We start from the raw sequence: 22,748 nt of genomic DNA, 5'->3' as shown, positions 1-22,748 counted from the left end.
TGAGGCCACCGCGTCGTGCGGAGTAGGAGGGCGATAGGGGTGGTGCTCCCCCGCAGTACCGGGCCCTCATCACGACGGGCCGGCGAGCCGTGCGGCCGCTGGCTGTCGTGATGAGGCGGGCTGGGTCGTCGCCGGCTTGGCTTGACGCAAAACACGGCGGGGGCCTGGTCCCCGCCCGCGGGGAGGCGCGGAGACCAGGCCGATCACGGGTCAGCTGCGGCTGACGGTGATGTCGTACGTGCCGCCGGGAACGGTGAGCTGGGCGTAGCCGTCGGCGATGGTTCCCTGGTAGTCGTTGCAGCTTCCGGCCGTGCACACGGTGCGGCCGTTGACGGTGACGGTGGCCTGGGCGGTGACCGGCACAGCGATCGTGCCGCTGGTGCCGGCCGGGGTCTGGGCGTGCAGGCTGAACGCCGTAGAGTCGGACTGCCACTGCACGCCGATGTTGCCGAAGCTGGTCGGGACGGAGCCCTGGGCCCACTCGAGGTTGCCGGTGTGGGGCTTGATGCTCCAGGTGGCGTAGCCGGGGTTCACGGGGGTCACGCCGAGGACCTGCTCGGTGAGCTGGACGGTCGGGGAGGCGGCCCAGCCGTGGGCGAGGCTGGCGGTTGCGCGGTTGACGCCGCCGTTGCTGTTCTTGAACTCCCAGAACGCGCCCGTGTAGAGCGGGTCGTTCTTGTCGACCATCGGTCCCCAGGTGCGGCGCATCAGGTCGAAGGCGCCGGTGGCGTCACCCACAGCGAACCGGCCGGCGGTCTCCATGCCGTTGCCGAACGGCTCGATGGTGTGACCGGTCGGGTCGACCAGGCCCGGGCCCATGATCGCGCCGTACGGAGTCCACAGCGTCTTCAGCGCGTTCAGCACGCTGGTGCGCCGTTCGGCCGGGACGATCCCGTACTGCAGGGCGAGGGCGTTGGCGTCCTCGACCAGCACATTGGGCTTGGCGCTGCTCTGGCCGTAGGCGCCCAGCTGCGTACTCCAGAGGCGGGTGTTGACGGCCTGCTTGATCGACTCCGCCTTGGTGTCGTTCGCGGTGGCGTTGCTCGCGGAGCCGACCTGCCGCTCCAGCCAGGCCATCTCCTTGAGCAGGATGTAGTAGTCGATGCTGTACTTGGTGACCTCGCCGCTCTGACTGGCCTGCCAGTAGTCACGGTCGTTCGACGCGACCAGACGGTTGACGGTCAGGAACCGGTCGTTGTAGGCGAGTTCCGCGCGCAGGTCGGGCAGGACGCTCGTGATGTAGTTCCGGTCCCCGGTGTACCGGTAGTAGTCGATGGCGGCGCGTGCGCCGTAGCCGGAGTAGTTGTTGGAGTAGAACAGCGGCGAGCCCGCCGGGTTGCTGCCCTTGCTGAAGTCCGGCGAGCCGGGGACGGCCCCGTCGGAGCGCTGCGCGGCCAGCAACACGTTCAGGGACGACTTCACGTAGCCGGCGCCCTCGTCACCGAGGGTGGATATCGCGGTCGGGCCCTGGACGAGCAGGTCGCCGGTCCAGATGCTGCGGTCGCGCTTGGCGCCGTCGTAGATCCGCTTGTCCGCCAGACCGTTCAGCCCGGCCGGCTTCAGGTTCAGCTGCAGCGTGTAGGCACCCGAGTACCACATCTTGTTGAGCTGGTCGTCGCTGGACAGGAACCAGCCCTTGTAGTCCGCGGCGGTGGCCCGGACGCCCTGGAAGGTGACCCCGGCCGCGGACAGTGAGACGCTGCCCGGCGAGGTCAGGGTGAGCAGGACGAAACGGAAGCCGCCGTGGTAGCTGCCGGAGATCCGGCCCGTGGCGGTGGGCCGCAGGGTGTCGATGCCGCCGACACCGGCCAGGCCGCGGGACTCGTCCGAGCTCGGCGCCCCCGGGGCGCTGACCGCCCTGGTCTGCGTTGTCAGGCTTCGGGTCAGGGCGGGCGTGATCGTGGCCCGCCTGGTGGAGGTGTCGAACGCGGTGATCGTGCGGGTCTGCGCGGTCGTGCCGGTGCCGAAGGTGATCGTGTTGCCGACTTCGAGGTTCGACGTCGACGCGAGGGTGACCTGCGTGGCGCCCGACGCCGCGGCGGCCGAGACGGTGGTCGACGCAGGTGTGCGGATGTACTGGCGGGCCTCTGCGGTGGCCAGTGACAGGGTGGGGCTGCCGGTGCGGGCGGTGACGTCGATGGAGGGAGTGCCGGCGACGTTCTTACCGAAGTCCAGGAGGACCGATGCCGGGGCGCCGCCGGCGACCGTCGTCAGGGTCGTCGCGGACCCTTGACCCGTCACCAGGGTGTTCGGGTTGGTCACGCTGCCCCGGCTTTCCACAGTGGCCGGGGGGACCTGCGCGGTGGCCGGGCCCAGGACGTAGGACTGCCAGTTCGGGTTCTGCGGGGGCGCGGCCTCGGCCTGTACGAGGGCGGAGGCTGTCGTGACGAGGAGCGTCAAGGCGACGATGACGCGAGAGCGCCTGCGGCTGCGGGAGGAGTTCCCGCGTCTGGGGTGGAAGCGGTTCAGCACGTGTGATCTCCCTCGAGAGGCGTTCGGGGAACGCGGGGGCTGAGCGGCCGGGGCGGTCGGCCCCGGCCGCGGGGACTGTCAGCGCAGATCCAGTGGTGCCGGCGGAGCCTGGTCTCCGCGCACGGGGCAGGACACGCGGGGACCAGGCGGTGGGGTGTCAGCCGCGGCTGACGGTGATGTCGTACGAACCGCCGGGAACGGTGAACCGGGCGTAGCCGTCGGTGACGGTGCCCTTGTAGGCGGTGCAGCCGCCGCGGGTGTACACGGTGCGGCCGTTGATCTTGACGGTGGACTTGCCGGTGACCGGGACGGCGATCGTGCCGGTGGTGTCGCGCGGCGTGCTGGCGTGGAGGGTGAACTTCGAGGCGTTGGCCTTCGACTGCCAGTTCACCGCGATGTCGCCGTACTTGGTCGGGACGGAGCCCTGGGCCCACTTGAGGTCGCCGGTGTGGGGCTTGATGCTCCACGTGGCGTAGCCGGCGTTGACCGGGGTGACGCCGAGGACCTGCTCGGTGAGCTGCACGGTCGGTGAAGCTGCCCAGCCGTGGGCGAGGCTGGCGGTGGCGCGGTTGACGCCGCCGTCGCTGTTCTTGAACTCCCAGAACGCGCCCGTGTAGAGGGGGTTGCTCTTGTCGACCATGGGTCCCCAGGTACGGCGCATCAGGTCGAAGGCGCCGCCCGCGTCACCGACGGTGAAGCGTCCGGCGGTCTCCATGCCGTTCCCGAAGGGTTCGATGGTGTGGCCGGTCGGGTCGACCAGACCCGGTCCCATGATCGCGCCGTACGGGGTCCACAGCGTCTTGAGGGCCTTCAGGACGCTGTCGCGCCGGTCGGCGGGGACGAAGCCGTACTGCAGGGCGAGGGCGTTGGCGTCCTCGACCAGCACGTCGGGGTGGTCGGTGCTCTGGCCGTAGGCGCCCAGCTGCGGGTTCCACAGCGTGGCGTTGACGGCTTCCTTGATCTGGCCGGCCTTGGTGTCGTGCTCGTCGGCGATGGTGGCTGAGCCGACCTGCCGCTCGAGCCAGGCCATCTCCTTGAGGAGGATGTAGTAGTCGATGCTGTACTTGGTGACCTCGCCGCTCTGGCCGGCCTGCCAGTAGTCGCGGTCGTTGGACGCGACGAGGTGGTTGGCGGTCAGGGACTTGTCGTTGTAGGCGAGTTCCGCGCGCAGGGCGGGCAGGATCTTGGTGATGTAGTCCTTGTCGCCGGTGTACCGGTAGTAGTCGATGGCGGCGCGTGCGCCGTAGCCGGAGTAGTTGTTGGAGTAGAACAGCGGGGAGCCGGCCGGATTGCTGCCCTTGCGGAAGTCGGGTGAGCCGGGGATGGCTCCGTCGGCGCGCTGGGTGGCGAGCAGCACGTCGATCGAGGACTTGACGTAGTCGGCGCCTTCGTCGCCGAGGGTGCTGATGGCGGTGGGCCCCTGGACGAGCAGGTCACCGGTCCAGATGCTGCGGTCGCGCTTGGCGCCGTCGTAGATCCGCTTGTCCGCCAGACCGTTGAGCCCGGCGGGCTTCAGGTTCAGCTGCAGCGTGTACGCGCCGGAGTACCACATCTTGTTGAGCTGGTCGTCGTCCGAGAGGAACCAGCCCTTGTAGTCGGCCGGGGTGGCCCGGACGCCCTGGAAGTCCACGCCGGCGGCGGAGATGGAGATGCTGCCGGGCGTGGTCAGGGTGAGCAGGGCGAAGCGGAAGCCGGGGTGGTAGCCGGCGGAGATCCGGCCTGTGGCGGTGGGCTGCAGGGCGTCGATGCCGCCGACGCCTGCCAGGCCGCGGGACTCGTCGGAGGTGGGGGCGCCCGGGGCGCTGACGGCCGCGGTCTGGGCGGCAACGTCGCCGGTCAGGGCGGGCTTGAAGGAGATGGTCTTGGCAGCGGTGTCGAAGGAGGTGATCGTGCGGGTCTGGGCGGTCGTGCCGGTGCCGAAGGTGATCGTGTTGCCGGCCTCGAGGTTCGCCGTCGACGCGACGGTGACCTGCGTCGCCCCGGAGGAAGCCGCGGCGGACACGGTGGTCGACGCGGGCGTGCGGATGTAGCGGCGCGCCTCGGAGGTGGCCAGCGACAGCGTCGGATTGCCTTCGAGGGCGCTGACGTCGAAGTAGGGGGTTCCTGCGATGTCCTTGCCGAAGTCCAGGAGGACCGACGCGGGTGCACCCCCGGCGACCGTGGTCAGGGTCGTTGCCTTCGGCTTGCCCTTGTCCGTGCCGTTCACCAGGGTCTTGGCGTGGGTGACGTCACCGCGGGTTTCCACGTCGACCGGCTTCACCTGGGGGCTGGACGGGGCCAGGACGTAGGAGTGCCAGTCGGGGTGCTTCGGCGTCGACGCCTCGGCCTGCACTGCGACTGAGCCCACGGTCGCGAGTACGGCCACGGCCACGACGAGGCGAGAAGGCCTCAGGCCGCGGGAGGTGCCGCCGAACTCCGGACTGAATCGTTTCAACATGAGGATGTGATCTCCCTTGGAAGAGGTGTTCAGAAAAGGTGCGCCCGAGCGGCCGGGGCGGAGCCGTCGCCCCGGCCGGGGGTCTGTGTCAGGAGCCGGACGTGTAGTCGGCGTCCATGGCCTGGAGAACCCTGTCCGGTGTGGATTGGGCGCTGAAGATCTCCTGCAGGCCGCTGAGCATGGTCTGCTGCACCTTGGGGTTGGGCCAGAGCTGGTCCATGAAGGGCACGGTGCGGTCGTCGTTGACGAACGTGGACAGCTCGGCCAGCGACGGGTCGGGGGTGAAGCCGGTGTCCGGCCGGGTCGGAAGGCTGCCTTGCGTCTTGACGAAGAGGTTCATGCCCTCGGGCGACATGACGAAGTCCACGAACTTCAGAGCGAGGTCCTTGTTCTTGGCCTTGGCGTTGACTCCGTAGCCGGTGCCCCCTGCGACGGGCATGAAGGACTCCGAGGGGGTGTCAGTGGCCGGCAAAGCCTTGAGGGTGAACTTTCCACTGGGGTTCTTGCCCTTGAGCAGGGCGATGACCCAGTTGCCCTGCACGATGCCGAGGGTCTTGCCGGTGGCGGCGAGTTCCTGGCTGGCCTCGTAGCTGGTGCCCAGCGGGTCCTTCTGGAAGCAGCCGGCCTTGTCCATCTGCTGGTACTTGGCCATAGCGGTGGTCCACGGCGAGTCCGCGAAGGTGGCCTGGCCCGCCTGCATCTTCGTGTCGAAGTCGGGGTCGGGGCCGTAGACGGTGGTGGCGGCCAGAGCGTAGAGAACAATCTGGGTGACCCAGTTGTCCTGGATGCCCAGGGCGAAGGCGGGGGTGCCCTTGGCGCCGGCGTCCTTGCAGAAGTCCAGGAGCTCGGTCCAGGTGCCGGGCGGGGTGAGGCCTGCCTTGTCCAGGGCGTCCTGGTTGTAGACGGCGCCGATGCCGTTGAGCCCGAAGACCCCGTTGTAGGTCTTCCCCTCGTACTGGGAGACGGTCTTGACCGCGTCGGGCAGCTTGGAGGCCCACGGCCGGTCCGACAGATCGAGAAGGTATCCGGGCTTGGCCAGCACGTAGGTGGCCGCGGGATTGCCGTTGCCCGGCCAGACCGACATCACGTCCGGACCGGTGCCGGAGGCGAGCTTGGTGCGGATCTGCTGCTGGTACTGGTCGGCGCTGCTGACGGTGAGGCGCACGTCGATGCCGGGGTTGGCCTTCTCGAAGGCCTTCACGACGGGCTCGATCGATCCCTGGTCCTGCGAGGCGATGGTCAAGGTGGTGGAGGAGCTCCCGCCCGCGGCGTTGGTGCCGCCGCTGCAGGCTGCCAGCAGACCGGCAGCCGTCACTGCCGCGATCGCGGCGGACAGTCTGGTTCTGATCATGGTGTCTCCCACGGGAAAGGGGCGGCGGTCACGAAGGGACCGGCGAAGTCAGCTCCGGGGCAACGGCCCTGATGACGTAGTGGCCGGATGCCAGCCGCACAGCGACTCCGGCGGGATGCGGTTCGACGGCGAGTACGCCGGGCCTACCGGTCACGGGCGCTCCGCCTTCCCGGACGCTGCCGGGGTCGGGCGTGGGCATGTGCAGCATGGCGGTGGCGCCGGGCGGAACGGTGCACGTCACCGTGAGCAGACCGTCGGCCACATTCCATCCGCAGCTGACGTGTCCGCGTGCGGTGTCCTGTTCGGCGCGGGCCCAGGTGAGCCGGCCTCCGGGCTGAGGGCGCAGGAGCAGTTCGCTGAAGGCGACCGAGGAGGGTGTCTGGTCGATGCCGGCGACGTGGCCGAAGAGCCAGTCGCCGATGCTGCCCAGACTGTAGTGGTTGAAGGAGTTCATGGCGGCGGACTGGAAGCCGCCGTGGTCGGTCCATCCGTCCCAGCGTTCCCAGATGGTGGTGGCGCCGTGGCGGATCGAGTGTCCCCAGGACGGGTATTCGTCCTGGTGGAGCAGGGCGTAGGCGAGGTCGGCCCGCCCGTGGTCGGTCAGGACCGGGCAGAGCAGGGCGGTGCCGACGAAGCCGGTGGTCAAAGTGGTGTTCCGCTTGTCGATATCGGCTGCCAGGTGGCCGACAGCGGCTTCGACGAGGGGTTCTGGCAGGAGGGCGAAGGCCAGGGCGAGCAGGTATCCGGTCTGGGTGCCTCCTTCGATGCTGCCGTCGGCGTGGACGTAGGAGTCGATGAAGGCCGTGCGGATGTCGGCGTGGAGCTTGCGGTAGCGCGCGGCTTCCGGTGCGCGGCCGAGAACTTCGGCGGCGTCGGCGACGATCCGGGTGCTGTGCGCGAAGTACGCGGTCGACAGCACGTCCCGGGGGGTGGTGACGCCGACCTGCAGCCAGTCGCCGTAGGAGTTCCCGGTCCGGTGCCGCCACCTGAGGTCGGGGTTGTGGCGGCGGATGTGTTCCACCCATGCGGCCATCGCGTCGAAGGAGTCCTCCAGCGCGCGCAGGTCGCCGTAGGTGCGCCACAGGTGCCAGGGGACGATCACTCCGGCGTCGCCCCAGGCCGGTGCCGCCTCGCGGTCGAGCGTCATGACGGGCGCGACGTCCCGGAAAGCGCCGTCGTCGTCCTGTCCGTCGAGCACGTCGTGCATCCAGCGGGCGAAGAAGGCAGAGACGTCGGCGTTGCGGCTCGCGGTCGGGGCGAAGATCTGGGCGTCGGCGAGCCAGCCGAGGCGTTCGTCGCGTTGCGGGCAGTCGGTGGGGACGGCGAGGAAGTTGCCCCGCTGTCCCCAGGCGATGTTGGACTGCAACTGGTTGACCGTGGGGTCGGAGCACTCGAAGGTGCCGGTCCAGGGTGTGTCGTTGTGCAGGACGCGAGCGCTCACGTCGGCGGCGGCAAGGTCGCCGGGGTAGTGGTCGATCTCGGCGTACCGGAAGCCGTGGACGGTGAACCGCGGCTCGAAGATCTCGGTGCCAGTGCCGCCGGTGATGTAGACGTCGGTGGCCTGGGCGCGGCGGAGGTTGTCCAGGTACAGCTCGCCGTCGTCGAGGACTTCGGCGTGGCGCAGGACGATCCGCTGCCCCCGCTGGGCGTCGCGGAGGGTCAGCTGGACGCGGCCGACGAGGTTCTGCCCGAAGTCCACGATGTACCGGCCGTAGCCGCGGTGGTGGACGGCGGCTGCCGGCAGATGGCGCGTGACGCGGATGGGGTGGTCGGGCTCGGCGACCAGCGGTCCGGGCTCCGAGTCGAGGACGGCGGCCGGGCGGAAGCTCGCGGGTTGGGGGCCGGGTGCGTCCCAGCCGGGTGTGTGGCGGCGGGCGTCGACAGTCTGGCCCATGAGCAGGTCGGCGGAGCGGATCGCGCCGGGCGCTTCGGTCCATTCGGGTCCGGTGGCGACCACCTGGCGGGAGCCGTCGGCGTACTCCAGGACCAGCTGGGCGAGGAAGGTGGGGCGGTCGCCGTAGTGCTGTGCGGCGCGGCGCGGGTCGAATCCGACGTACCCGCTCCACCAGCCGTCGGCGACGACGGCGGCCAGGACGTTGGCGCCCTCGGTGACCAGGTCGGTGACGTCGTAGGTCTGGTACTGCAGCCTGCGGCGGTACTCGGTCCAGCCCGGCGACAGTTCGGTGTCGCCGACGCGGGAGCCGTTCAGGCGCGGCTCGTACACGCCGCGGGCGGTGGCGTACAGGCGGGCCCGCACGGGCCGGCTGGGTGCCTGGAAGGCGCGGCGCAGTTGCAGGGGTGGTGACTGCAGTGCCGAGGCTTCGGGATCGTCGTCCTCGGGCGGATCGTAGTGGGGAAGGCTGACCAGGTCCCGGCCCACCCATTGGGCAGTCCAGTCGTCCCGGTGCAGCAGTCCGGTCTCGAACCAGGACTGCGCGCTCCCCCCGCGGGCGCCGGTCTCGTCCCAGACCTCGACGCGCCAGTGGTAGCGCGTGGCGGAGGTCAGGGCGGGCCCGTCCCAGCCGATCAGCAGCGTGTCGGACGAGGCACGCCGGCCGCTGTCCCACAGCAGACGGCTCGGGGTGTTCAGATCCGGGCGGCGCGTCACGACGGTGATGCGGTAGGCGCTCTGGGCGGCCGCGCGGCGGCGGCAGTGCAGTTTCCAGGACAGCCTCGGGTGCCGCTCCCCCATCCCGAGGGGTTCGGTGCGCTGCTCTGTCCGCAGCGCGTAGGGGGTCAGGAGCGGCGGGTTCACTGCGTCGTTCATCCCTTCAGCCCTCCGGCGAAGCCGCTGATGATGCTGCGTTGCAGCGCGAAGTAGACGGCCAGGACGGGCACGATGCTGATCGCCAGGGCGGCGAAGACGAGGTTCCAGTCGGTGACGTACTGGCCGAAGAACCCGGCGATCGCCACGGGCATGGTCTGCTGGGCGCTGCCGCTGAGATACAGCAGCGGGGTGAAGAAGTCGTTCCACACCGCGACGACGTTGAGGACGAGCGCCGTCACGGTGATCGGCTTGAGCATGGGCAGCACCACGTGGCGGAAGCTCCGTGCCGGTGTGCAGCCGTCGATGAGCGCGGCGTCCTCGAAGTCACGGGGCAAAGCACGCAGGAATCCGGTGTAGAGGAAGGTGGTGAAGGGGACCTGCAGGCCGGAGTAGAACAGGATCAGTGCCCAGGGGGTGCCCAGCAGGTGCAGGTCCCGCATCGTCTGATAGAGCGGCAGCGCGGCGAGCTGGAAGGGCAGGATCAGTCCCAGCATCACCAGCAGGAACAGTCCGCGGGACCAGCGTGCGGTCGACCGGGCCAGCGGATATGCGGCGAACGAGGACACGGTCAGGACGATGACCACGCTGCCGGCGGTGACCAGCACACTGTTCAGCAGCGCGCCGCCCAGTCCGCCCTGCTGCCAAGCCTGGCTGAAGTTGTCGAAGGTGGGCGAGGTCGTCGGACGGATCGGCGAGGACGTATCCGAGACCGGCCGCACCGCCAGGTTGACCAGGACGTAGACCGGGAACGCGACCACCAGGGCGACGGCGATCATGGCCAGCTCGAGGACGAAGGTGCGCTTGCGGTAGCGGTTCACGAGGCGGCCCTCTCTCCGCGGGCCAGCACCAGGTACTGCCCGGTGGACGCCACGGCCACGATGATCGTGAGAACGACCGCAAGAGCGACGCTGTACCCGAACTCGCCCAGGGTGAAGGCGTCTTTGTAGATCAGGGTGGACAGCGTGTCGGTCGCGTGGCCCGGGCCTCCACCGGTCAGGGCATAGACCTGGTCGAAGAGCTTGATCCCGCCGATGATCGACAGCATCAGATTGATGGTGGACGCCGGAGCCAGCAGCGGGCGGGTGATCGACCAGAACCGGCGGACCGGTCCGGCGCCGTCGATGTCGGCGGCCTCGTGAATCTCCTTCGGGACCGACTGCAGCCCGGCCAGGAAGATGACCATGGAGTAGCCAGCGAACTGCCACACGATGACCCCCACGACCGACCACAGGGCCAGTTGCGGGTCACCGAGCCAGTCCTGTCTCAGCGAGCCCAGGCCGACCGCGCCGAGAAGGCTGTTGACGGCGCCGCTGGGGCCGAGCAGGTTGCGCCACAGGTAGGCGGTCACGATCGGCGTGATCACGGCGGGCGCGAAGAGCAGGACCCGGAGCACGTTGCGGGTCTTGATGAAGCTGTTGACCCCGAGTGCCAGCAAAAGCCCGAACGCGTTCTGGATGACGGTGACCGATACCGCGATCAGCAGGGTGTGCCAGATCGCCTGCAGCGCGTCCGGGTCGTCCAGCAGCCCGGTGAAGTTGTCGAAGCCGACGAAGGAGAAGTTCGGGTCCAACCCGTCCCAGTCGGTGAAGGCGTAGTACACCCCCCGGGCGCTGGGCACCAGGACGACGAACGCGAACAGCAGCATCGCCGGGGCGGCGAACCACCACGGGGAGGTGGCACGGCGCCGGGCGGGCAGGCGGCCGGGGCGTCTGGGGACGACAGCGGCCGGTGGCGACAGCGGATCGTGCGAGGTTGCAGGCACTGACGACGCCCCCTTCCTTAAACGTTTCAATCCGATGGGTAACGTTTCCCAAAACGTGCGACAGACCCTAGGGAGGGGGGCGACGTAACGTCAAGATGTCGGACGCGATGCACCGCAGTTACCGGAGCCCATGCGAGGTCTCTTCCACTATGAGCTGCGGGAAAGTGCTGCCGAGCGATACGGTTCGGCGACGGGAACCGCCCGCGTGCAGGATCAAATGCACTGGGCAACGTTTCCCACATGTGTCCCGGAGGGAGCCAGATGGAACCGCCCGCGCAGCCCAAGCGCGTCACGATCGTCGACGTCGCGCGGCATGCCCAGGTGTCCACGACCGCGGTGTCCAAGGTGCTGCGCAACGCCTACGGGACCAGTCCCCAGATGCGTGCAAGGGTCCGCCAGGCGATCGACGACCTCGGATACCGCCCCTACGCCGCGGCCCGGGGCATGCGCGGCCAGACGTACACGGTCGGAGTGATGCTGCCCGACATCCGCAACCCGTTCTTCCCCGAGATCCTCGACGGGATCACCGACGCCATGTGGGACACCGACTACCAGGTCCTCATGGCCCCGGGACGCAACGGCGAGGAGGCGGAAGCAAAGGTCACCGAGGCCATGATCGACCGCGGCATGGACGGCATGATCCTCGTCGCACCCGTCTCGTCGCGTCCTCACCTCGAGCGCGTCGCCGGCATGGTCCCGACCGTGGTCGTCGGCCGGCACGGCCAGTCCGCCGCCTACGACACCGTCTCCGACGACGACCTGGCCGGCGCCGCCCTCATCGTCGACCACCTCGCCGACCTCGGACACCGCCGCATCGCGCACATCGAGCACGACGAGACCGACCCCCGCCGCATCGCCGAGATGCCCAACGCCATCCGCGCCGACGGCTACCGGCGCGCGATGCGGGCCCGCGGCCTCGAGAACGAGATCGACATCGTCTCCACCACCTACACCCAGCAAGGCGGCTACCTCGGCGCCCGGCAACTGCTCGCCCGCACCCCACGGCCCACCGCCATCTTCGCCGGCGCGGACATCGTTGCCATGGGCGTCCTCCAAGCCGTCTCCGAAGCCGGCCTCAAAGTCCCCGACGACATCTCCATCGCCGGCTACGACAACACCACCTTCGCCGCCCTCGGCCCCATCTCACTGACCAGCGTCGACCAAGCCGGACGCCACATCGGCACCAACGCCGCCCAACTCCTCATCGACCGCATCACCGACCGCACACGCCCCACCGCCCAGATCAAGTTCTCCCCCACCCTCGTCCCCCGCCACACCACAGCACCCCCACCCAACTGACCCGCCCTCCGCGAGCGGTGCGGTGACCCAGCCCGATGGAGGCCCCATTGCTCCTGGAAGTCCAGGAAGCAGTCCTCGGCGGCTCTCGCGGTCGGCGCGGTGTCGATCGCTTGAGCGCACGGGCGGCCTTGTCCCAGCCCTGCCGGCCCGCGTAGCGGAACGACGCCCGGATCACATGCACGACACGCCCGTGCATCCTTGGTGCGCCTTGCGGTCGACGGACATGCAGCTGATATGCCAGTCATTCCTACGCTGTCGACACCCCCTCCCCCGGCGGGTCACCCGGGGGCCGTGGTGCGGGCGGGAAACGGTCACGAGCTTGTCAGTCGTGCGCAGTACAGTCCGCACAGCAAACGCACAACATCAACAGGCAACAGGGGTGGGACCGGATGAGCACGTCGAGGCGTACGCGCCTTGCCGCCGCGGTGGGGGTTGCGGCCTTCGCATTGACCGCGACGGCCGGCTGTGGGGCGGCGCACGACACGGCGAAGGCCGTGGGCAAGGCGGACACGATCGCGGAGATCCTCGCACGGGTCACCGACCGCACGGAGAAGATCGGGGCGGCGCAGGTAACGTTCGTCACCGACCCGGGGCAGGGCAGCCCGATCACGATGACGGGCACCTACTCGTGGGGCAAGGGACTCGCCTACGACGTCATGATGGACACCAAGGCCGCCCAGATGCAGGCTCTTCAGGACGCCCCGAAGCTCCGGGCCCTGCTGGTGGACGGTGCCTACTACTACAACGTGGACCCGCAGCCGGCTGGCCCGCTCAAGGGCAAGCACTGGATGCGCATCGACGTGTCGGCGCTGCTGGGTGAGAAGGGCGCTGCGGCGGTCGAGAAGAACGGTGACCCGACGGCTGGGCTGCGTTACATCGGCATGTCCAAGAACGCCAAGGACTTGGGCGAGGAGCCGGTGCGCGGCATCAAGGCGCATCATTACCGCGTCACACTCGACAAGGACGACCTGGGCGCCGGGATGTCCGCGGAGGACAAGAAGAACCTCCTCAGCTCCATGGTCGGTTCCGGCAGCGGCATCGACATGGACGTCTGGGTCGACGGCAAGGACCTGCCGGTCCGGTTCGTCCAGGTGATGGGAAAGGTCAAGGTGACCGCGGACTTCCTGAAGTTCGGTCACGCCAAGACCGTGACGGCGCCGCCAGCATCGGACACCGCCGACCTCAGCGAGCAGATGAAGGCCGCCCAGCCGAGCTCCTGACCACCCGCCGGCCCTTCCCCGACGCCCCCGTCCGCATAGCTCGGACGGGGGCGTTCGCGCGTCCTGACCTGGACTCGGCCGCGGTCCAACGACCCCGTTGCAGGCACGCCGACATCACAGAGTCCCGGGGGCCCTTCGGGAATCGTGCTGCCCGCGGCCTCGCCGGCTGCACCCTCGAGCAGGCGTTCTCCAGGCTCTCGCATGTGGCTGCTCCAGTGGGACAGGAGACCATGCTCGTTCACGACGTGAGCATCGAGCTGCCGGCGGAGTTCGCCTCTCACGGCGGCCTTGCGCCGATGCAGCAGCGGCGGCAGCGCACAGAGCGCTCGGGCACGGGCGCTGCGCGAGCAGGTACCCCACTTCATCGTCGGCCGGCTCGGTACCGACGACGGCATACGGCGATGGCTACCCGTGTCAGCGGATGTCGTGGCCGGGGCGGGCCTGGTCGTAGACGTGCCGCGCTTCGGCGATGACGGCACGATGTGCGAGGGACCAGTCGGCAAGTGCCTTGACGAGGTGGGTCAGGCCGGCCCCGGTCTCGGTCAGGCGGTAGTCGACCTGGGCCGGGACGGTTGGGTACACAGTGCGGTGCACTCGGTGTCGCTCATCGCCCCATCAGCCTGGGAGAGTACCGGCGCAGGCTCCTTGAAGAGACGCCGGGCCTGCTGCCGTTCCCACCGCCGATGCCCACCTCGATCGCCACGGGCATCCGCCACGGCTTCCCGCACGCCAGTGGCCCTGACCTCACCGGCCTCACAGTCCTACGCGCATTGGATCACCGTGGGGTAGTGGTCGTGCGTGGTTCGCTCCTCAGGCTGGCTGCAGACCGCTGATCACGCTGTTTGTAGATCTCTCGGTCGAGGCCGGTGGCCTGCCGTCCCGGCTCCCGCGATGCAGCCGGTGACCTAAGCCTGCCGTAGGCGAACTTGCGGGCCCGGGTGCCTTCCGGCTGGAGGACGTCGACGGCGAATCCGCGATCACGACGTCGGTGAGGCCGAGCGAGCTGGGTCACAGTTTTGGACCGATCCGTCCAGCATCAGGTTTTTTACCGTACGGTCCATAACGGGCCCATCGCGCTGAACGCGGGCCTGACGCGTAGCAACAGCCGCGGAGGGAAGACCTCCGCCGAACAGGAGCCTTGATCATGGGACAGCTCGACGGTAAGACAGCCATCGTCACTGGGGGTAACAGCGGAATCGGGCTGGCCACCGCCAAGCGATTCGCGGCCGAGGGCGCATATGTGTTCATCACCGGCCGGCGTCAGGAGGCGCTCGACGCCGCGCTGGCCGAGGTCGGTCCGAACGCCACCGCCGTCAGGGGCGACGTCTCCGATCTTGACGACATCGACCGCCTCTATGCCGCCGTTTCCGGGCAGGGCCGCCGCGTCGACGTGTTGTTCGCCAACGCCGGCGGCGGCGAGTTCTCGGCCTTGGAAGACGTCACCGAGAAGCACTTCGACTCGACTTTCGGTATCAACGTGAGGGGTACGCTCTTCACGGTCCAAAAGGCGCTTCCTCTGCTGAACGAGGGGGCTTCGGTCATCCTCACCGGATCCACTTCTGCAACCTCGGGCGGCGAGGCCTTCGGCGTCTACGCCGCTTCCAAGGCCGCCATCCGGTCCTTCTCCCGCACGTGGGCCAACGAGCTCAGGAACCGGAAAATCCGAGTGAACACCCTCGTCCCGGGCCCGATCCAGACACCCGGCAACTCCGGGCTCGCGCCCAATGCCGCAGAGGCCGCCAAGCTCTGGGACTTCTTCGCCAGCCAGGTGCCTCTGGGGCGGATGGGTCGCCCTGAGGAGGCCGCCGCGGCGGCACTCTTCCTCGCCGGCGACCAGAGCAGCTTCATCACCGGAACCGAGCTCTTCGTCGACGGCGGCCTCAACCAGGTCTGACCGCCGCTTCGACTTCCGATGCATCCTCTCCCCCACGGACGACCGCCCATCGCCGGTTCACGGAGTGGACCAAGGCCCGGGTACGCGCGAAGCTGCACCGCCTGGTGCTCGACAAGCTCGGCTCGCCCGGTGAGCTGGACTCGAGCCGGTGCGCGCTCGATCCGGTGAACGGGATTCCGCATCCAGAGTGACGCCGCGCCCCCGCTGTCACCCGGGCTCGACGGACTCGTAACCGGTCCCTATCGCGCATTGGGCGGCGTTCGGCCCTGGGCAGCCGACGTGGTGGTTCGGCGGTGACAGCGGCGGGGACGCGGAACACGCACACTGGTCGGACCGTCCCCCCTACGGGGGAGTTCAGAGCGTGGCGTCCATCGGCCTGTCCATCGCCGCTTGGGCCACCAGTCTCTCCGCGGAACCCGGCGTAGGCCTGGCTCGCGCCGACCGCTGAGGGATCCACGTCGGCGGGTGGGCACCGACCTTCTTCGGCTTGGTTCTGGCCCTCAGCCAGTACGAGCAGGCGGACGGCACCCTCCAGGAAAGCGACATCCATCACCTCGAGGAGAAGGCGCAGGAGGGGGTGGCCGCCGCCTGAACGTCCAGCTCACCAGAGGATCAAGCCGACGAGAGGGCCTTGGCACGGATCGCCGTCCCACCACGGTGATCGCTTGCGCTACGCGGCTTGTGAACAGTCGTCAACTGTGACCACAGGTCGTCTCTCGCGTCGGACTTCCGTTCGGAGCCGCCGCTTGTGGGCCCGGCCGGCGGCTTGGAGCCAGGAGGTGGCGGTGACAGCTTCACCGTCTGCTCGAACCGCGAGCCCCTCTCGCACTCCCCGTGATCCCTGACGACATGGTCCGGTGGGGCTGTCAGTTCGCGGGGCGTGGCAGCACAGCGAGGGCGGTGCGAGCGATGTCTGTCAGCATCTCCTCGTTGGCTCCGGCCTTGCCCAGTGCTTCGATGCCGCGCAGTACGGCGAGCACCAGTGCGGCCAGCCGTGCGGGGTCCGCGCTCGCGTCGAGGTCGCCGCTGCGCTGGCAGGCGGCGATGTCGTCCTCCAGCAGTGCGTGCAGCGCTTCGATGGCTGCATGTGCACGCTTCGCCACGGTCTCGTCGTGTTCGGCCAGCTCGGCGGTGCCCTTGGCCAGCAGACATCCGCGATGGACGGTGTCCGCGGCCGTGGCTGCGGCCACCGCGTGTATGTGGGCGGACAGTCGCGTGTACGCGTCCTCGTCTTCGCCGCGCAGCTGCTGGGCGGTGGCGTCGACGACTGAGTTGCAGTAGTCGTCGAACACGCGGTGGAAGAGGTCCTCCTTGCCGCCGAACGCGCCGTACAGGCTGCCTTTGCCGAGGCCTGTCGCCGCGGCGATGTCGTCCATGCGCGTACCGGCGTACCCAGTCGCCCAGAACTGCTCCCGTGCGGACGCCAGCACCTGCTGCTCGTCGAATTTCCGAGGTCGTGCCATGAGGCAAGCATACGCTTTCTTGACTGCCTCGTCCATAACGGTTACCGTTGTGGACGATGCAGTCAAAAACTATCGAGGAGTGGCGCGTCATGAAGGAAGCACTCGCGGGCAAGACAGCCGTGGTCACCGGGGCGAACAGCGGCATCGGACTGGCCACGGCGCGGCGATTCGCAGCTGAGGGCGCGCACGTGATCATCACCGGCCGACGCCAGGATGCGCTGGACGCGGCCGCTGCCGAGATCGGTCACAACGTCACTGCCGTCCGCGGAGACGTAGCCAGCCCGGCCGACCTCGACCGGCTCTTCTCGGTCATCGCCGAGCAGGGCCGCCGCATCGACGTGCTCTTCGCGAACGCGGGCGGCGGGGAATTCGCAACCCTGGAGGAGACGACGGAGCAGCACTTCGACGACACGTTCAACATCAACGTCCGCGGGACGCTCTTCACCGTGCAGAAGGCACTGCCGCTCCTCAATGACGGCGCCTCGGTGATCCTGACCGGTTCCACCGCTGCCACAACCGGCGGAGAGGCGTTCGGCGTCTACGCCGCGTCGAAGGCAGCGGTCCGGTCCTTCTCGCGCACCTGGGCCAACGAACTGCGCGGCCGTGGCATCCGTGTCAACACCCTGGTGCCCGGACCGATCAAGACCCCGGGAATCAACGGCCTCGCACCCGACGAGGAAGGGGCCAAGTCGCTCCGCGCCTCCTTCGCGCAGCACATTCCCCTCGGCCGCATGGGCGAGCCCGCCGAAGCGGCCGCGGCCGCCCTCTTCCTCGCATCCGACCAGAGCAGCTTCGTCACCGGCGCCGAACTCTACGTCGACGGTGGCCTCAACCAGATCTGAGTAGTCCTCCGTTCCGCATCGGGGGCCGAGAGATCTCCCGCCTGCAGGGGGCCGGGATTCGCCTGCCGCGGGACCTGCCGCACTGGGCGGACACCGCCCGAACGACGCAGCGGGCACCGGCGCGACTGTGGTCCGCGCCGCCTGCCCGGCGATCCGCCGGACCGCACGCACGCCTCGTTCTCATGGTCACGCCGCCGTGACCCCTGCCGCTCACGTCCCACGCATGCAGCACAGCCGCCGCGCAACAAAGCGGCACGCGCCACCCAGGGCCCCCGATCCTTCCAGGGAAGAAGAAGCATGAGTGATCACTCCAGCACGGCCTCGGTCGTCGGCCGACCGGAACCGAAACGAGCGGCAGGACACGCCACACCCTCACCGCAGAGCAACTGGCCGGCCGTCGCCTCGGTCGCCTTGATGTCCTTCGTGCTGGTGCTCTCGGAGTTCCTGCCGATCGGGCTCCTCCCCGTCATCGGATCCAGCCTCCATGTTTCCGTCGGCACCGCGGGCCTGGTCGTCGTCGTACCCGGTCTGACGGCGGCCGTCACAGCGCCTCTGCTCACCATCGCCTCCGGAAAGCTCGACCGGCGCAAGGTGCTGATCGCACTCGCGGTGTCCTTCACGGCCTCCAACATCGTGGCAGCACTGGCCCCCGACATGCCGGTGATGGCGGTGGCGAGGATCCTGCTCGGCATCGCCGTCGGCGGATTCTGGGCGATGGGTGCCGGCGTCGCGGCCCGGCTGGTGCCCGCCGAGGCGGTCAACCGCGCCAGTTCGCTGATCACCGCCGGCATCTCCGCCGGCACCGTGGTCAGCCTGCCGCTCGGAGCACTCGTAGGACACCTCGCCGGATGGCGAACCGCGTTCTTGATCGCCGCAGGCGCCGCCCTCCTCGCCCTTGCGGCTCTGGCGCTGCGACTCCCCTCGCTGCCGCCCACCGGAGCCATACGCATGGCCACGCTCACGTCGTCCCTGCGCAATCGCGCGGCCCGCATCGCCCTGCTGGCCACCGCCCTGATCTTCCTCGGGCACTTCGCCGCCTACACCTACATCACGCCCTACCTGGAAGACCGGGCACGTTTCGGCTCATCCGCGGTGACGCTGGTTCTCCTCGGGTACGGCGTGGCAGGACTGGTCGGCAACTTCGCCGCCGGCGCGATCATCGGCCGCAGCCTGCGCGCGGTCTACACCACCGCAGCCATCCTGGTCGCCGCCAGCGTCATCCTGCTCAACACCCTGACAGGCGCCGCACCCGCAGTCGTCGTACTCGTCCTGCTCTGGGGTGCGGCCTTCGGCGCGGTGCCCCTGGCACTGCAGACGTGGATCCTGCACGCGACCCCCGACGCTCCCGAGAGCGGCCTGGCTCTCCTGGTCAGTGTGTTGCAGATCGCACTCGCCACGGGATCACTCATCGGCGGCATGGTCGTCGACGGCTACGGCGCTCCGGCAGCCTTCGCCCTCGGCGGCACGCTCGCCCTGCTCAGCGCGGCCACGCGGATCTTCCCGCGCCTGTCCCGCTGCTGATCGCGATCCTCACGTTCGAGGACGGTTACGAGGAGTGCGAGGACGGTGACATGCCCGTAAGCGCTCCGCGCGCCCGGGCCGGCAGCGCTGGAAGATCGAACGGAGCCGCAGGCTCACCGACCTCTAGGACGGGCCTGCGCCCTCACCGCAGTGGCCGGCCAGTGTCTGCCTGATCTCGTCGGCTCGGTGGCGTGGAGACTGCTCGGAGGAGGCCCACGCGATGTAGGCGTCCGGTCTGACCAGTACGGACTTGCTGGTCAGACCGGACGGGGTGGTGACGCACTCCACCGCGCCGTTCCAGGCTTCGGTCACCGAGGCAGAAAGTGGCGCGTCTGCCGGTGTGACCAGTACAAACCGCCGGCCGCGCAGCACCTCGTACAGACGTCGGCCATCGGCAAGGAGGACATCCGGTGCCCGCTTGCCCGTGAGCGGGTGAGCGCCGGCCGGGGCGCCGTAGGCGATGTCGATTCCGGACATCGCCCGCCCCAGTCGCAAGGCGACCGGTGGGAGACGCAGGACGGTCCGGGCGGCGAGGTCTCGGACGCCGCGAAACGCCCGCGGGGTGGTGAGGACACCACGCAGCAGTGCGCCACTCATGCGCAGCACTCTGCGCCCCACCGGGTGCCTCTCGGCCTCGTAGGTATCGAGCAGGGCTTCGGGGGCACGGTCGCGAAGGACGGCAGCAAGTTTCCAGCCCAAGTTGGCGGAATCTTGGATGCTGGTGTTCATGCCCATGCCGCCGGCTGGGGAATGCACGTGCGCCGCGTCACCGACGAGGAAGACCCTGCCTACGCGGTAGCGCGGCGACTGTCGCTCATCGCTGTGGAACCGTGAGATCCAGCGCGGGTCGTGCATGCCGAAGTCGTGGCCGAGCGCTCGGTGGGCGATGGCCCGGATCTCCTCCAGATCGACCGGTGCGCTGTCCGGCATCTCATGGTGGCGATTCCACGCCATAATGCGGAACCATCCATCGCCGAACGGAACGAGGATGGCGAAGGCATCACCCACTGCCCCTACGGTAGGAGGCTTGCGCGGCGGGTCGGCCAACCGGACGTCGGCAAGCATCATCGACCGCACCGCGGAGCGGCCGGGGAAAGGCAGGCCGAGAGATCGGCGCACAACGCTTTTCCTCCCGTCCGCGCCCACGACGTAATCCGCGTGCAATGTCTGAGGGGAGCCATCCGCAGCCCGGACCTGAACGTCAACGCCGGTCGCATCCTGCGTGAGCCCGATGGCTTCCCAGCCTTCCCGTATATCAGCCCCATGGGAAAGGGCCCGTGCCCGGAGTACTCGCTCGGTGTGATACTGCGGCGTCACCAGCACGTGTGGGTAACGGGTCGGCAACCGCGACAGATCGATCCCCAAGAACTGCAGAACCGGGTTACGGACGCCGGTTGCAAGCAACGGGTCGGCCACGCCACGGGCGTCCAATTGTTCCATCGTCCGCGCGTGCACTGCGAACGCCCGAGTGAGCTGCGATTCCTGTACGCGACGTTCGACGACGGTACAGCCGACACCGGACTCCGCCAGATCGCCCGCCAGCAATAGCCCCGATGGGCCTGCTCCTACGATCAAGACCCGATTGTCGGAGCCCATATGACCCCCTACAAGATCGCCGGGACCGCCGTTTCGACTGGATTTGCCGCTGACCTGGGAAGTCATCGCCCGCGATACCCGAAAAGACCGAAGCGCAGGCCGGCGGTTAGCCCTGCGGTGGCTATGAACACCGTACCGTCCGCTTCAGGCCTACGCGCGGCGGCGTCATCGGGGGGCGGTCCAGGCGCTCCGACACGGTCTGACACGATCGGCGTCCCAACGACGCGGCCCACGGAGACCTTCCGCAGTTGTGACTTTCCACCAACGGCCCGCTCAGTCAGCAAGCCCGATCACCAACCACATCAGCAGTGCCCCCGTCACCGTGAACAATAGGGTGGCCTTGGAGGGGTGCGGACTGTGGGCTTCCGGCAATATGTCCGATGTCGCCAGATAAAGCAAGAAGCCGGCGAAGAATCCGAGATAAAGGCCCAGCAGCCCCGTCGGTATGGTGAACCCCAAAGTGATCGCCGCCCCGACCACCGGAGCCAGGGCGTCGGCCACTAGTAGTAGCTGCGCCCGACGCCGGGCATTGCCGTACAGCCTGGCAATCGTATAGGTGTTGAATCCGTCGGCGAAGTCGTGCGAGATGACAGCTATGGCAACGACGATACCCAGCGTATTGCCAGCCTGATACGCAGCGCCGATGGCGAACCCGTCGATCACGCTGTGTCCCACAAGTGCTGAGGCCGCGGTCAGACCGATTCCCTCCGCGGACTCCTGCGCATGTCCAAAAGCATGGCTGTGCGGTGCGTACTCGCTCTCGTGAGCGCGGTGAATGGCGACTCCTCGCTCTACCACGTGCAGAGCAAGGAATCCTGCGACGAACATCAGCAGCGCTGCGGGAACCCCGAAAATGCGCCGAGGCTGAGCAGCCAGCGCATCGGGAAGCAGATCGAAGCCGATAACACCCAGCATGAGACCGGCGGCGAGACCGAGAACCAGATGGCGGCGGTCACCGACCCGCTGTGCCACGACCCCGCCCACAAGAGTCATGACCATGGCGCACGCGGCTATCAGAACCGGCATGAAGCAATCTTGTGCGACGTCGTGAGGGGTCGCTACTCAGCCATTCGGGCCGTCACAGGGAGCCGGCGCGGCATCGAGGCCCTCGGTAAGGGCGGCAGCAGCCCCGAATCCCTTCATGCAATCGCCGACACCGCTCTGGCTCTGCTGCCCCGCTCGTGAGAGCCGGCATCGCAGCAGACGGACTGAGCTGCCGAGCTACTGATGCCTGTTGTCTGCCTCACGGGGACAGCCGGTACTGGCGTTCGCACCGGTAGAGCGGTCTGCCGGCGCGACCGGCCGGGCGCCGAAGGGGACGGGCAAGCCGGCCCGCCAATGTGCCTCTCCTCGACGGATGCCACCAGTGGTACCGTTGCCACCATGGGCGCATCTGAGAAGGCCGAGAAGAAGGCCATGAGCCTCCGGTTCCCGGACGCAGAGCAGTACGAGGCCATCGCCGGGGCCGCGAAGGCCGCCGGGGTGAGCATGCAGGAGTACGTGCTGTCGGCCGCCTACGAGCGCGCCACGGCCGTCGAGAAGATCTTCCTCGACGCCGCCCGGGAGGCCGCCGAATACACCCGCGAGGCCTTCGCCGAGCTCGGCGACAACATCCCCGACACCGAGCGGCACGCCGCGGCCCAGTCCGCACGCCGCCGCCTGGCCGAGATGGACGCCGCCGAGGCCGGGCGCGGGAACGCCGCGTGATCCACACCATCGACGTGCCGTTCCTGCTGCACGTCGCCGAGCGGATCGACGGTGACCCGCAGGTGCACGAACTGGGCGTGCTCTACGCCGCGGTGGCCCGCGTCCACTCCAGCGCCATGGACCGCGACTGCTACGGCTCGGACCACCTCAAGGCGGCCGCGCTCATGCACGAACTTGCCCGCATTCCCAGCCTGGAGCACTCGAACCTGCAGTTCTCATGGATGAGCACCTACGGGTTCCTGACCCTGCAGGGCCACCGCCTGAACTACCCGCCCAAGGACGCCGCCGCTCTCGTTCGCGACACAGAGGCCGGCCGGGTCACCGTGGAGGAGATCGCCGTGGCGCTGCGCGGCTGGACCGTCCGATGAGCCACCGTTCCGGCGAGTAGGTGCGCCGCCACTACGGCGTCCCAGCCCG

The 22,748-nt window shown here is 68.8% G+C and carries 16 protein-coding genes and 2 pseudogenes; 8 read left to right on the top strand and 10 right to left on the bottom strand.

Annotation, left to right across the window (positions count from 1 at the left end):
- Window positions 1-210: 210 nt before the first annotated feature.
- From ACZ7MY_RS34970 to ACZ7MY_RS34945, 6 genes are all read right to left on the bottom strand, one after another.
- A complete protein-coding gene (locus tag ACZ7MY_RS34970) occupies window positions 211-2,400 on the bottom strand; it encodes an alpha-L-rhamnosidase-related protein (RefSeq protein ID WP_499608159.1) in 2,190 nt (729 codons plus the stop codon).
- Window positions 2,401-2,629: 229 nt separating this feature from the next.
- The gene (locus ACZ7MY_RS34965; RefSeq protein ID WP_499608156.1) at window positions 2,630-4,909 is read right to left on the bottom strand and encodes an alpha-L-rhamnosidase C-terminal domain-containing protein; all 2,280 of its coding nucleotides are present in this window, start codon (window positions 4,907-4,909) and stop codon (window positions 2,630-2,632) included.
- A gap of 88 nt (window positions 4,910-4,997) precedes the next feature.
- On the bottom strand, window positions 4,998-6,260 hold the full coding sequence (locus ACZ7MY_RS34960; protein WP_499608154.1) for an ABC transporter substrate-binding protein: 1,263 nt from the start codon (window positions 6,258-6,260) through the stop codon (window positions 4,998-5,000).
- 28 nt (window positions 6,261-6,288) lie between these two features.
- Complete coding sequence (locus ACZ7MY_RS34955) at window positions 6,289-9,027, bottom strand: alpha-L-rhamnosidase (RefSeq protein ID WP_499608151.1); 2,739 nt, start codon at window positions 9,025-9,027, stop codon at window positions 6,289-6,291.
- The gene (locus ACZ7MY_RS34950) at window positions 9,024-9,845 is read right to left on the bottom strand and encodes a carbohydrate ABC transporter permease (RefSeq protein WP_499608149.1); all 822 of its coding nucleotides are present in this window, start codon (window positions 9,843-9,845) and stop codon (window positions 9,024-9,026) included. Before ACZ7MY_RS34950 ends, ACZ7MY_RS34955 begins: the two co-directional genes overlap by 4 nt.
- Window positions 9,842-10,789, bottom strand: a complete 948-nt coding sequence (locus ACZ7MY_RS34945) for a carbohydrate ABC transporter permease (protein ID WP_499608146.1) — start codon at window positions 10,787-10,789, stop codon at window positions 9,842-9,844. The genes ACZ7MY_RS34950 and ACZ7MY_RS34945 overlap by 4 nt, the downstream gene beginning before the upstream one ends.
- 261 nt (window positions 10,790-11,050) lie before the next feature.
- Here ACZ7MY_RS34945 and ACZ7MY_RS34940 point away from each other — a divergent pair, with 261 nt between their 5' ends.
- Together ACZ7MY_RS34940 and ACZ7MY_RS34935 are read left to right on the top strand one after the other, a co-directional pair.
- Complete coding sequence (locus tag ACZ7MY_RS34940) at window positions 11,051-12,088, top strand: LacI family DNA-binding transcriptional regulator (RefSeq protein ID WP_499608143.1); 1,038 nt, start codon at window positions 11,051-11,053, stop codon at window positions 12,086-12,088.
- Between the two features lie 389 nt (window positions 12,089-12,477).
- Window positions 12,478-13,308 carry an SCO4651 family lipoprotein gene (locus ACZ7MY_RS34935; RefSeq protein WP_499608140.1) on the top strand — a complete coding sequence of 277 codons (831 nt, stop codon included), beginning with the start codon at window positions 12,478-12,480 and terminating at the stop codon, window positions 13,306-13,308.
- Window positions 13,309-13,722: 414 nt separating this feature from the next.
- On the opposite strand, the pseudogene ACZ7MY_RS34930 reads toward ACZ7MY_RS34935, so the two are convergent.
- Window positions 13,723-13,902 (bottom strand): annotated as a pseudogene (locus ACZ7MY_RS34930) (winged helix-turn-helix transcriptional regulator); the annotation flags it as partial.
- A gap of 550 nt (window positions 13,903-14,452) precedes the next feature.
- Between ACZ7MY_RS34930 and ACZ7MY_RS34925 the strand changes: the two are divergent.
- Window positions 14,453-15,202: an SDR family oxidoreductase gene (locus ACZ7MY_RS34925; RefSeq protein ID WP_499608138.1), complete on the top strand. Its 750-nt coding sequence runs from the start codon at window positions 14,453-14,455 to the stop codon at window positions 15,200-15,202.
- Between the two features lie 41 nt (window positions 15,203-15,243).
- A pseudogene (locus ACZ7MY_RS34920) lies at window positions 15,244-15,372 on the top strand (IS5/IS1182 family transposase); the annotation flags it as partial.
- Window positions 15,373-16,068: 696 nt separating this feature from the next.
- Here ACZ7MY_RS34920 and ACZ7MY_RS34915 read toward each other — a convergent pair.
- The gene (locus tag ACZ7MY_RS34915) at window positions 16,069-16,665 is read right to left on the bottom strand and encodes a TetR/AcrR family transcriptional regulator (protein WP_499608135.1); all 597 of its coding nucleotides are present in this window, start codon (window positions 16,663-16,665) and stop codon (window positions 16,069-16,071) included.
- 89 nt (window positions 16,666-16,754) lie between these two features.
- On the opposite strand from ACZ7MY_RS34915, the gene ACZ7MY_RS34910 reads away from it, so the two are divergent.
- Together ACZ7MY_RS34910 and ACZ7MY_RS34905 are read left to right on the top strand one after the other, a co-directional pair.
- Window positions 16,755-17,507: an SDR family oxidoreductase gene (locus tag ACZ7MY_RS34910; protein ID WP_499608132.1), complete on the top strand. Its 753-nt coding sequence runs from the start codon at window positions 16,755-16,757 to the stop codon at window positions 17,505-17,507.
- 297 nt (window positions 17,508-17,804) lie between these two features.
- Window positions 17,805-19,028, top strand: a complete 1,224-nt coding sequence (locus ACZ7MY_RS34905) for an MFS transporter (protein ID WP_499608129.1) — start codon at window positions 17,805-17,807, stop codon at window positions 19,026-19,028.
- A 123-nt stretch (window positions 19,029-19,151) separates the two neighbouring features.
- Here the strand turns inward: ACZ7MY_RS34905 and ACZ7MY_RS34900 are convergent, their stop codons facing one another.
- Window positions 19,152-20,603: an FAD-dependent monooxygenase gene (locus ACZ7MY_RS34900; protein ID WP_499608127.1), complete on the bottom strand. Its 1,452-nt coding sequence runs from the start codon at window positions 20,601-20,603 to the stop codon at window positions 19,152-19,154.
- 294 nt (window positions 20,604-20,897) lie between these two features.
- A complete protein-coding gene (locus tag ACZ7MY_RS34895; protein ID WP_499608125.1) occupies window positions 20,898-21,650 on the bottom strand; it encodes a ZIP family metal transporter in 753 nt (250 codons plus the stop codon).
- A 357-nt stretch (window positions 21,651-22,007) separates the two neighbouring features.
- On the opposite strand from ACZ7MY_RS34895, the gene ACZ7MY_RS34890 reads away from it, so the two are divergent.
- Entirely contained in the window at window positions 22,008-22,331 is a 324-nt protein-coding gene (locus ACZ7MY_RS34890) for a type II toxin -antitoxin system TacA 1-like antitoxin (RefSeq protein WP_499608122.1), read from the top strand.
- A complete protein-coding gene (locus ACZ7MY_RS34885) occupies window positions 22,328-22,699 on the top strand; it encodes a fic family toxin-antitoxin system, toxin component (protein ID WP_499608120.1) in 372 nt (123 codons plus the stop codon). The genes ACZ7MY_RS34890 and ACZ7MY_RS34885 overlap by 4 nt, the downstream gene beginning before the upstream one ends.
- The last annotated feature ends 49 nt before the right edge of the window (window positions 22,700-22,748 follow it).

It is taken from the genome of Streptomyces sp. NPDC111520 (genome assembly GCF_055635295.1).
Note: the sequence above shows the minus strand (reverse complement) of the source record. Positions and strands in the feature narration are given on the sequence as shown.